Raw genomic sequence first — 11568 nt, 5'->3', positions numbered from 1 at the left:
TGCCAAACCCAAAAGTTGGCACAGTGACAATGGACGTCGAAGCAGCTGTTAAAGCGGCTAAGGGCGGCGAAGTTCAGTTCAAAGCAGAGAAAGCCGGTGTTGTACACGCAGGCGTTGGCAAAGCGTCTTTCGACGAAGCCAAGCTGGTTGAGAACGTCAAAGCCTTCATCAGCGCGGTCGCAAAAGCGCGCCCATCTGGTGCTAAAGGTGCTTACATGCAGAAAATCAGCCTCTCCTCGACCATGGGTCCGGGCGTCAGCGTTGATGTGTCTACTGCTGTAGAAGACTAAAAGAATTCTGGTGGCTTCTTAACCGAAGCTGCTTTGAATGGCGGGGCTGCTAAACTTTGGCCCCGTCCTGTCCGAGACGAAGGGTGAGGGGGCGACTTCTCATAATTCCTTTCTGAGATGGGGAACGAGACGAGAATTTCGAGGCCTAGTACCTCGGGCGATCACCTCGGGACCCTCAATTGGACCCGAACGCTGACGTCATTCATTCGAATGACCGACGCTAAACTGAGCCGGGGAGAGATCCCCAAATTTGGAGTAAAACTGTGGATAGAGCACAAAAAGAACAGTTGGTCGATGAACTCGGCCAAATCTTTGAAAGCTCTGGCGTCGTTGTGGTAGCCCACTACGCCGGTCTGACAGTTGCTGATATGCAGGATCTACGTGCGCGCGCAAGCGAAGCAGGTGGAGCCGTGCGTGTTGCCAAAAACAGGCTCGCCAAGATCGCCCTTGAGGGAAAGCCATGCGCAAGCATCGCCGACTACCTTTCGGGTATGACCGTTCTAACCTATTCTGAGGACCCTGTCGCAGCAGCGAAAGTGGCCGAAGACTTCGCCAAAGATAACAAGAAATTTGAAATTCTTGGCGGCGCAATGGGTGAGAACGCTCTGGACCGTGCCGGTGTTACAGCCGTGTCTAAAATGCCTTCCCGCGACGAGCTTATTGCTTCGATCGTTGGTTGCATTGGGGCACCAGCTTCCAACATCGCCGGTGCAATTGGCGCACCTGCAAGCAACATCGCGGGCATTTTGTCCACTATCGAGGACAAGGCCGCGGCCTAAGCAACATGCAGACTGGCGTGTGGTTGAAAAACGCACGTTGGAACACATCTTTATAAACGGAAAGAGTCAAAATGGCTGATCTGAAAAAACTTGCTGAAGAGATCGTTGGTCTTACACTTCTCGAAGCACAAGAACTGAAAACAATCCTTAAAGACGAGTATGGCATCGAGCCTGCTGCTGGCGGAGCGGTAATGGTTGCAGGCGGCGGCGACGCGGCAGGCGGCGGTGACGCAGCTGAGCAGACAGAATTCGACGTAATTCTGAAGTCTGCGGGCGCATCTAAGATCAACGTGATCAAAGAAGTTCGCGCGATCACAGGTCTTGGCCTGAAAGAAGCAAAAGAGCTTGTTGAAGCTGGCGGCAAAGCTGTCAAAGAAGGCGTCGACAAAGCAGAAGCAGAAGACGTTAAGGGCAAGCTGGAAGCAGCTGGCGCGGAAGTCGAACTTAAGTAAATTCGCCTTTATGGCTTATTATGGAAACGGCGGCTCCTTGGGGTCGCCGTTTTCGTTAGGGGCGACTAGCATCGCCTCGACGTGAGAAACGCAGCTTAGTTTTGGCAGGGTCGTTAGAACCCGTTCAGCCATGCGCACCAACTGAGCCAAACGCTCAGCCTCCGGCGATCGGAACCACATGATTACCATCATAACGGCAACGTAGGTCAAACTCGTCTCCTTTGGCCACCTTACGCTCGTCAAACGGCCAAATGCGCAACGCCCAAGAGGACCACGTATTCGGTGGATTTGAGTATTCTGTACCGTCGGGAAACGAGAACCCAAGCCACTGAACGATGGCATTCGCGGTACCATTCTGCGTGACTGAAACCTTATGCACAGCGTCTTTGGGTGGGTTTGCGCCAGGGTCCGTTAAATCGAAGCGCAAGATTTCCACAGGGTCAGTCCTGGGCGCAAAGCCAACGTAGGGACCGTTTTTTGAAAAATTTGGACGTCTCAATAAATCCAAGGCAGAAAGATCAAACCCCGCCTGTGTCCCAAGCGCCTTCGTACCTTCGGGTTGATCTGCATGCCCGACCTGCGCCATTGCCCAAATCGAATCCGGCAGATGCACTGCATCTTTGGTCAGTAGCTTCGAACGCGCGTGCTCTGTCAAAGAAAGGACAAATTCTCCCAACAAGTCATCAGCAAGGACTTCCTGCAAAAAGACGTTGCAATGTTCGGGTAGCTGGTCTCCAACGCTCACATTATTAAAGTCATCGCAAATAACTGTTATTTTTTCCGCGTATCCGTTTCGGCGAATATTCTCACGCGCCGCTGCCGCGATAGCGGGCATGAACTCTACCGTATAAACATGGCGTGCGCCGGCTCGTGCTGCCATCATTGCCAAAATGCCTGAGCCGGTCCCGACCTCCAGAACCGTGCTCTGAGGCGTAATGCAGTTGCGCAAGGCCCGATCATAAACGGCGTTACGCCGCTCGTCTCGGGCAATGGTCCAATGCCAGTTCGGGGATTGCATTGCCAAAAGGCGCGATGTAAGTGCCGCAATCCAAGGATCTTGCGGTGCTTGGGATCGTGCTAGAAGAGCAATCGCGGCAGCATCATTTTCGCCAAGTTTTTCTCCAAGCTTCAAGCTCATATCTGCAAGTCGCTCAGGTGCGTTTTCTTGGCTCATCGCTGCCTCAAGGAACGTATCCACAGGCGTTTCGATCTGACCAAGTTTTAGCCACGCCAAGTCAGTGTCGTCTTTGCTCATACTGGGACTCCTGTTGGGTCGCGCGTAAAACGAAAAACATAACGCACCGTTCCGTGAAACACCAGCGAACCCAGAACTTCTGAGTGCTCCTGTAAGCGACTTGATCATGGGTAACTGCGTGGGGCTTCGGCAAAGGAAAACGCCGTTTCAATGCCCTAACGCCTCATGCGTTGCGCAATCGCTAGTGAGGCGTTAGGTCTAACCGTAACAAGGCGAAACGGATAGCCGCGGCAATTTTACAACCACACCCCCTTGCGTTCGCAGCGTTCACGACATATTTGGAAATTTCCTGCGGTCTCGATTGATTCGATGCCGCATTTCTGTTTGGCAATATGGAGGTTCCAACCTTAGTGATTTTGTCCTGATCTCCGAAAGCAAAACGATCAAGTGACACCTTTCTATTTAAGATATCAAGACACCCTTTCTCGATAAGCCTCTGTTGTAAGGAGGTTTTTCAAGACAGGATCTTTTGATCGAGTGCTGCACTTTGGGACGTGCGGCGAGAATGGATCAATCTATGAATGTCGTCTCGACAGGGTGCAGAGCGGAGGCCCGACCGCTTTTGTGTCTGATGAGAAACTAAAAAGGTGATACCGACCATGGCTCAATCCTTCCTTGGCCAGAAGCGTTTGCGTAAATATTACGGCAAAATCCGTGAAGTTCTTGAGATGCCGAACCTTATCGAGGTTCAGAAAAGCTCTTATGACTTGTTCCTGAATTCAGGCGACGAACCGATCCCATTGGACGGTGAAGGCATCAAAGGTGTTTTCCAGTCGGTTTTCCCGATCAAGGACTTCAACGAAACCTCCATTCTGGAATTCGTGAACTATGAGCTGGAAAAGCCCAAGTACGACGTAGAGGAATGCCAGCAGCGCGACATGACATATTCAGCGCCGCTGAAGGTAACGTTGCGCTTGATCGTGTTTGAAATTGACGAAGATACAGGCGCGAAGTCGGTAAAAGACATCAAAGAGCAAGACGTCTTCATGGGCGATATGCCATTGATGACACCAAACGGAACGTTCGTTGTGAATGGCACCGAGCGCGTTATCGTATCCCAGATGCACCGCTCCCCCGGTGTGTTCTTTGATCACGACAAAGGCAAAACACACAGCTCGGGTAAGCTGTTGTTCGCTTGCCGTATTATTCCCTACCGTGGTTCGTGGCTCGACTTTGAATTCGACGCAAAAGACATCGTCTTTGCGCGTATCGACCGTCGTCGCAAGCTGCCTGTCACAACACTTCTTTACTCTCTTGGTCTTGATCAAGAGGGCATCATGGATGCATATTACGACACGGTTGAGTACAAGCTGAAGAAGAACAAAGGTTGGGTCACCAAGTTCTTCCCCGAGCGCGTACGCGGCACTCGCCCAACGTTTGACCTTGTTGATGCAAAAACTGGTGAAGTTATTGCGGAAGCGAACAAAAAGGTTACGCCACGCGCCGTCAAAAAACTTATCGACGCGGGCGAAGTCACTGACTTGCTTGTCCCATACGAGAGCATTGTCGGAAAATTCATCGCAAAAGACTTGATCAACGAAGAAACCGGCGCGATCTACGCGGAAGCGGGCGACGAGCTGACGCTTGAGATGGACAAAGATGGCGACGTCATCGGCGGCACACTCAAAGACTTGATCGACGCGGGCATCACCGATCTGCCGATCCTTGATATCGATAACGTCAACGTTGGCGCGTATATGCGCAACACAATGGCGCAAGATAAGAACATGAACCGCGAAACCGCGCTCATGGATATCTACCGCGTCATGCGTCCGGGCGAGCCGCCCACCGTTGAAGCGGCGAGCAACCTGTTCGACACATTGTTCTTCGATAGCGAGCGCTATGACCTTTCCGCGGTTGGCCGTGTGAAAATGAACATGCGTTTGGCTCTGGATGCGGAAGACACGCAGCGTACGCTTCGCAAAGAAGACATCGTATCCTGCATCAAAGCGCTGGTTGAGCTTCGCGACGGCAAGGGCGATATCGACGATATCGACCACCTTGGTAACCGCCGTGTTCGCTCTGTCGGCGAGCTGATGGAAAACCAATACCGTGTTGGTCTGCTCCGCATGGAGCGCGCGATCAAAGAGCGTATGTCCTCTGTCGAAATCGACACAGTTATGCCTCAGGATCTGATCAACGCGAAACCAGCGGCTGCTGCAGTTCGTGAATTCTTTGGCTCTTCCCAGCTGTCTCAGTTCATGGACCAAACCAACCCGCTTTCAGAGGTTACGCACAAGCGTCGCTTGTCTGCGCTTGGCCCAGGTGGTTTGACACGTGAGCGTGCCGGCTTTGAGGTGCGCGACGTTCACCCAACGCACTACGGTCGCATGTGTCCAATTGAAACGCCGGAAGGCCCGAACATTGGTCTGATTAACTCGCTGGCGACATTCGCACGCGTGAACAAATACGGCTTCATCGAAACACCGTACCGCGTTGTGAACAACGGCACGGTAACGGACGAAGTCCACTACATGTCCGCAACCGAGGAAATGCGCCACACAGTGGCTCAGGCGAACGCCAACCTCGATGAGAACATGAAGTTCGTGAACGATCTGGTCTCTACGCGTAAATCTGGCGACTACACGTTGTCCCCAAATGAAAACGTGGACCTAATCGACGTTTCACCGAAGCAGTTGGTCTCTGTTGCCGCATCGCTCATCCCGTTCCTTGAGAACGACGACGCGAACCGCGCTTTGATGGGTTCCAACATGCAACGTCAGGCGGTTCCACTGCTTCGCGCCGAGGCTCCTCTTGTGGGTACAGGCATCGAAGAAGTTGTGGCGCGTGATAGTGGCGCGGCGATCATGGCGAAACGCGCAGGCATCATCGACCAGGTCGACGCCCAGCGTATCGTTGTGCGCGCAACGCATGATCTTGAACTGGGCGACGCAGGCGTAGACATCTACCGCATGCGTAAGTTCCAGCGCTCTAACCAGAACACCACAATCAACCAGCGTCCGCTGGTGAAAGTGGGTGACACGGTTGCCAAGGGCGAAGTTATTGCTGACGGTCCATCCACGGATATGGGTGAACTGGCTCTGGGTAAAAACGTGGTCGTCGCGTTTATGCCTTGGAACGGCTATAACTATGAGGATTCCATCCTGATCTCCGAGCGCGTTTCCCGCGATGACGTCTTCACTTCGATCCACATCGAAGAATTTGAAGTCGCCGCGCGTGATACAAAGCTTGGTCCAGAAGAAATCACACGCGATATTCCAAACGTCGGTGAGGAAGCCCTGCGCAACCTCGACGAAGCGGGTATCGTTTACATCGGCGCTGACGTTGAGCCGGGTGATATCTTGGTCGGTAAGATCACACCAAAGGGTGAAAGCCCGATGACGCCAGAAGAAAAGCTTCTGCGCGCGATCTTTGGCGAGAAAGCCTCTGACGTTCGCGACACATCTTTGCGTGTGAAACCGGGCGATTTCGGTACTGTTGTTGAGGTTCGTGTCTTCAACCGCCACGGCGTTGAGAAAGACGAACGTGCGCTACAGATCGAACGTGAAGAAGTTGAACGCCTCGCGCGTGACCGTGATGACGAACTCGTCATTCTCGATCGCAACATCTATGCCCGTCTGAAAGGCATGATCCTTGGTAAAGTGGCTGTCAAAGGTCCAAAAGGCGTCAAAGCCAATGCCGAGATCAACGAAGAGCTTCTTGAAACTCTGACACGTGGTCAGTGGTGGCAGCTTGCCCTTAAGGACGAGAAAGACGCACAGATCGTTGAAGCCCTGAACGAGCAGTACGAAATCCAAAAGCGTACACTTGATGCCCGTTTTGAGGACAAAGTCGAGAAAGTCCGCCGCGGCGACGATCTGCCGCCGGGCGTGATGAAGATGGTCAAAGTCTTTGTTGCTGTGAAGCGTAAGCTTCAGCCCGGCGACAAGATGGCGGGTCGTCACGGCAACAAAGGTGTTATTTCCAAGGTTGTCCCAATGGAAGACATGCCATTCCTCGCGGATGGTACACCTGTAGACTTCTGTTTGAACCCGCTTGGTGTTCCATCGCGTATGAACGTTGGTCAGATCCTTGAAACTCACATGGGTTGGGCTGCGCGCGGCCTTGGCTTGAACATCGATGACGCACTTGGTGACTACCGCCGTTCTGGCGATCTGACACCTGTTCGTGAAGCGATGCAGTTGGCTTATGGCGATGATGTTTATGCTGAAGGGCTGGAAGGTCTGGATGAGGACGATCTCGTCGAGCGCGCGAAGAACGTCGCGAACGGTGTTCCGATTGCAACGCCCGTCTTTGACGGCGCGAAGGAAGCGGATGTGAACGACTCGCTCAAGCGTGCTGGTTTCTCTGAAAGCGGCCAGTCGGTTCTGTTTGACGGACGTACAGGCGAGCAATTCGCGCGCCCTGTTACGGTCGGCATCAAGTACCTGCTGAAACTACACCACCTTGTGGACGACAAAATCCACGCGCGTTCCACTGGTCCATACTCGCTGGTTACGCAGCAGCCATTGGGCGGTAAAGCGCAGTTCGGTGGTCAGCGCTTCGGTGAGATGGAAGTCTGGGCTCTTGAAGCTTACGGCGCGGCATATACATTACAAGAAATGCTCACCGTAAAATCAGATGACGTCGCTGGTCGTACCAAAGTGTATGAATCAATCGTCAAAGGCGAAGACAACTACGAGGCTGGCGTGCCAGAGAGCTTTAACGTTCTCGTCAAAGAAGTCCGTGGCCTTGGCCTGAACATGGAACTCCTGGATGCGGAGGAAGAAGAGTAAGCGCTTTTCAAAACGCTCTCTCGTAGGGCGGGGCCAACCCCGCCTTGCGCTTCCAATGCTCCCCTTTCAAGGATTTGAAAATGAACCAGGAACTGACAAACAACCCGTTTAATCCGGTTGCCCCAATTAAGACGTTCGACGAGATCAAAGTTTCTCTCGCATCTCCTGAGCGCATCCTGTCGTGGTCTTTTGGCGAAATCAAAAAGCCGGAAACCATCAACTACCGTACCTTCAAGCCAGAGCGCGACGGTCTGTTCTGTGCGCGTATCTTTGGCCCGATCAAAGATTACGAATGCCTCTGCGGTAAATATAAGCGCATGAAGTATCGCGGCGTTGTCTGCGAGAAATGTGGTGTTGAAGTTACGCTGCAAAAAGTGCGCCGTGAGCGTATGGGCCACATCGAACTGGCTTCCCCAGTTGCGCACATCTGGTTCCTCAAGTCGCTTCCGTCACGGATCGGCCTGATGCTGGACATGACGCTTCGTGATCTTGAGCGTGTTCTCTATTTCGAGAACTACGTCGTGATCGAGCCGGGCCTCACGGACCTCACCTACGGTCAGATGATGACCGAAGAAGAGTATATGGACGCGCAAGACACCTTCGGCATGGACGCATTTACTGCGAACATCGGTGCTGAAGCGATCCGCGAAATGCTCGCTCAGATCGACCTTGAGTCCGAAGCAGAAACGCTGCGCGCGGATCTTGCTGAAGCAACAGGCGAGTTGAAGCCGAAGAAGATCATCAAACGTCTTAAAGTCGTTGAGAGCTTCCTTGAGTCTGGCAACCGTCCTGAGTGGATGATCCTGACCGTGATCCCTGTGATCCCGCCAGAGCTTCGCCCACTTGTGCCGCTTGATGGTGGTCGTTTCGCGACGTCCGATCTGAACGATCTGTATCGCCGCGTGATCAACCGTAACAACCGTTTGAAGCGTCTGATTGAGCTGCGTGCGCCTGATATCATCGTGCGTAACGAAAAGCGTATGTTGCAGGAATCTGTTGATGCTCTGTTCGACAACGGCCGTCGTGGCCGCGTCATTACAGGTGCGAACAAGCGTCCATTGAAATCCCTCAGCGACATGCTGAAGGGTAAGCAAGGTCGTTTCCGTCAAAACCTTTTGGGTAAGCGAGTCGACTTCTCTGGTCGTTCGGTCATTGTGACCGGTCCGGAACTGAAGTTGCATCAGTGTGGCTTGCCCAAAAAGATGGCGCTCGAGCTGTTCAAACCGTTCATCTACTCGCGTCTTGAGGCCAAAGGTCTGTCTTCCACAGTGAAGCAAGCCAAGAAACTCGTTGAAAAAGAGCGTCCCGAAGTTTGGGATATCTTGGACGAGGTGATCCGCGAACACCCTGTTATGCTTAACCGTGCGCCTACGTTGCACCGTCTTGGCATTCAGGCGTTCGAGCCTGTCTTGATCGAAGGTAAAGCGATCCAGCTTCACCCGCTCGTCTGTTCTGCGTTTAACGCGGACTTCGACGGTGACCAAATGGCGGTTCACGTACCGCTCTCGCTGGAAGCGCAGCTTGAAGCACGTGTTCTGATGATGTCCACGAACAACGTTCTGTCACCTGCAAACGGTGCACCGATCATTGTTCCGTCGCAGGATATGATTTTGGGCCTCTATTACACCACGCTTGAGCGTGCGGGTATGAAGGGCGAGGGCATGGTCTTTGGCTCTATCGAAGAAGTGCAGCACGCACTTGATAGCGGCATTGTGCACCTGCACGCCAAGATCACTGCGCGTATCACGCAGATCGACGCAGAAGGCCAAGAAGTGCAGCAGCGCTTTGAAACCACGCCGGGCCGTGTTCGTTTGGGTGCGCTGTTGCCATTGAATGCGAAAGCACCGTTTGAATTGGTGAACCGACTTCTGCGTAAGAAGGAAGTTCAGCAGGTCATCGACACGGTCTATCGTTATTGCGGTCAGAAAGAGTCGGTTATCTTCTGTGACCACATCATGACAATGGGTTTCCGCGAAGCGTTTAAGGCAGGTATTTCGTTCGGTAAGGACGACATGCTGATCCCAGAAACAAAGTGGCCATTGGTTGGCGAAACACGCGAGCAAGTTAAAGACTTTGAGCAACAGTACATGGACGGCCTGATCACTCAGGGCGAAAAGTACAACAAAGTTGTCGATGCTTGGTCAAAGTGTAACGACAAAGTCACCGATGCGATGATGGGGTCTATTTCTGATACCCGTCACGACGAAGCGGGCGCTGAAATGGAACCGAACTCGGTTTACATGATGGCTCACTCCGGTGCGCGTGGTTCTGTTACGCAGATGAAACAGCTGGGCGGTATGCGCGGTTTGATGGCAAAGCCGAACGGCGACATCATCGAAACGCCGATTATCTCCAACTTTAAAGAAGGTCTGACCGTTCTGGAGTACTTCAACTCCACACACGGTGCTCGTAAGGGTCTTTCGGACACGGCTTTGAAAACAGCGAACTCTGGTTATCTGACACGTCGTTTGGTCGACGTTTCTCAGGACTGCATCGTGCGCATGCGCGACTGTGGAACCGAGAACATGATCACGGCCGAAGCTGCGGTAAACGACGGTGAAGTTGTTTCTTCGCTCGCGGACCGTGTTCTTGGCCGCGTCGTGGCTCAGGATGTTCTGGTTCCGGGTACGGACGAAGTGCTGCTGACCAAAGGTACGTTGATCGACGAACTTATGGCAGACCGTGTTGAAGAGGCGGGCGTTGCATCCATGCGCATCCGTTCCCCATTGACCTGTGAAGCCGAAGAAGGCGTTTGCGCCATGTGCTATGGTCGTGACCTTGCGCGCGGTACAATGGTTAACTCAGGTGAAGCTGTCGGCATTATCGCTGCGCAGTCCATTGGTGAGCCGGGTACACAGCTAACAATGCGGACATTCCACATTGGCGGCGTTGCTCAGGGTGGACAGCAGTCCTTCCAAGAAGCGAGCCAAGAGGGCACGATCGTCTTCGAGAACGCTCAGACACTTGTGAACGCCTCAGGCGACACAATGGTCATGGGCCGCAACATGAAGCTCATCATCAACGATGAAAACGGTGAAGAACGTGCGAGCCACAAGCTCGGCTACGGCTCTAAACTGTTCGTTGAAGAAGGCGCGAAGATCGCACGTGGTGACAAACTGTTTGAATGGGATCCTTACACGCTTCCAATCATTGCGGAAAAAGCTGGTACAGCTAAGTTCGTTGACCTCGCATCCGGCATTGCCGTGCGCGACGAGACGGACGAAGCGACTGGCATGACACAGAAAATCGTTATCGACTGGCGCGCTGCACCAAAAGGTAACGAGCTCAAGCCTGAGATTATCATTCTCGATAAAGATGGCGAAGCTGTACGCAATGATGCGGGTAACCCAGTGACCTATCCTATGTCTGTTGATGCCATTCTTTCGGTTGAAGATGGCGTCGAAGTTCAGGCGGGTGATGTTGTTGCGCGTATTCCACGCGAAGGCGCGAAAACGAAGGACATTACCGGTGGTCTGCCACGGGTTGCGGAACTCTTTGAGGCACGTCGCCCTAAGGATCACGCAATCATTGCAGAGCTTGATGGTCACGTCCGCTTTGGCAAAGACTACAAGAACAAGCGCCGCATCGCGATTGATCCTGTAGACGAGAGCATGGAAACCGTTGAGTACATGGTGCCGAAGGGCAAGCACATTCCTGTTCAGGAAGGTGATTTTGTCTCTAAGGGCGATTACATCATGGACGGTAACCCTGCGCCGCATGACATTCTGTCAATCTTGGGTGTCGAAGCGCTGGCGGATTACATGATCAACGAGGTGCAGGACGTTTACCGTCTTCAGGGCGTTAAGATTAACGACAAGCACATCGAAGTTATCGTGCGTCAGATGTTGCAGAAGTGGGAAATCCTCGACAGCGGCCAGACAACATTGCTCAAAGGCGAGCATGTCGACAAGCAAGAGTTCCTTGCGGCCAATGAAAAGGCAGCTCAGCGTGGCTACAAGCCTGCGACGGGTGAACCTATCCTTCTCGGCATCACCAAGGCGTCCTTGCAGACACGCAGCTTTATCTCTGCGGCGTCCTTCCAGGAAACAACGCGCG

At 53.1% G+C, this 11568-nt stretch carries 5 protein-coding genes and 1 pseudogene; 5 read left to right on the top strand and 1 reads right to left on the bottom strand.

Annotated features, from left to right (window positions below):
* The 3 genes and pseudogenes from ACRBCU_RS13055 to rplL form a co-directional block, all read left to right on the top strand.
* Nucleotides 1–290 (top strand): annotated as a pseudogene (locus ACRBCU_RS13055) (50S ribosomal protein L1); the annotation flags it as partial.
* Between the two features lie 263 nt (nucleotides 291–553).
* Nucleotides 554–1069 (top strand): 50S ribosomal protein L10, encoded by a 516-nt coding sequence (rplJ, locus tag ACRBCU_RS13050; RefSeq protein WP_431365828.1) that lies wholly within the window; start codon nucleotides 554–556, stop codon nucleotides 1067–1069.
* Between the two features lie 71 nt (nucleotides 1070–1140).
* Nucleotides 1141–1521, top strand: a complete 381-nt coding sequence (gene rplL / locus ACRBCU_RS13045; protein ID WP_431365827.1) for a 50S ribosomal protein L7/L12 — start codon at nucleotides 1141–1143, stop codon at nucleotides 1519–1521.
* 154 nt (nucleotides 1522–1675) lie between these two features.
* On the opposite strand, the gene ACRBCU_RS13040 is transcribed toward rplL, so the two are convergent.
* Nucleotides 1676–2776 (bottom strand): 50S ribosomal protein L11 methyltransferase, encoded by a 1101-nt coding sequence (locus ACRBCU_RS13040; protein ID WP_431365826.1) that lies wholly within the window; start codon nucleotides 2774–2776, stop codon nucleotides 1676–1678.
* Between the two features lie 599 nt (nucleotides 2777–3375).
* Between ACRBCU_RS13040 and rpoB the strand changes: the two genes are divergently transcribed.
* Together rpoB and rpoC are read left to right on the top strand one after the other, a co-directional pair.
* A complete protein-coding gene (gene rpoB / locus ACRBCU_RS13035; protein ID WP_431365825.1) occupies nucleotides 3376–7512 on the top strand; it encodes a DNA-directed RNA polymerase subunit beta in 4137 nt (1378 codons plus the stop codon).
* A gap of 80 nt (nucleotides 7513–7592) precedes the next feature.
* A partial coding sequence (gene rpoC, locus ACRBCU_RS13030; RefSeq protein ID WP_431365824.1) for a DNA-directed RNA polymerase subunit beta' occupies nucleotides 7593–11568 on the top strand: 3976 nt, incomplete at its 3' end.

Source organism: Planktotalea sp., assembly GCF_050633725.1.
Lineage (GTDB): Bacteria > Pseudomonadota > Alphaproteobacteria > Rhodobacterales > Rhodobacteraceae > Planktotalea.
The sequence above is the reverse complement of the archived record's forward strand: the minus strand, read 5'-3'. Positions and strand labels throughout refer to the sequence as shown.

Excerpts from the sequence above, each read along its gene's own strand:
- rplL (WP_431365827.1), top strand. The coding sequence starts at position 1,141 with ATGGCTGATCTGAAAAAACTTGCTGAAGAGATCGTTGGTCTTACACTT.
- ACRBCU_RS13040 (WP_431365826.1), bottom strand. The coding sequence starts at position 2,776 with ATGAGCAAAGACGACACTGACTTGGCGTGGCTAAAACTTGGTCAGATC.
- rpoB (WP_431365825.1), top strand. The coding sequence starts at position 3,376 with ATGGCTCAATCCTTCCTTGGCCAGAAGCGTTTGCGTAAATATTACGGC.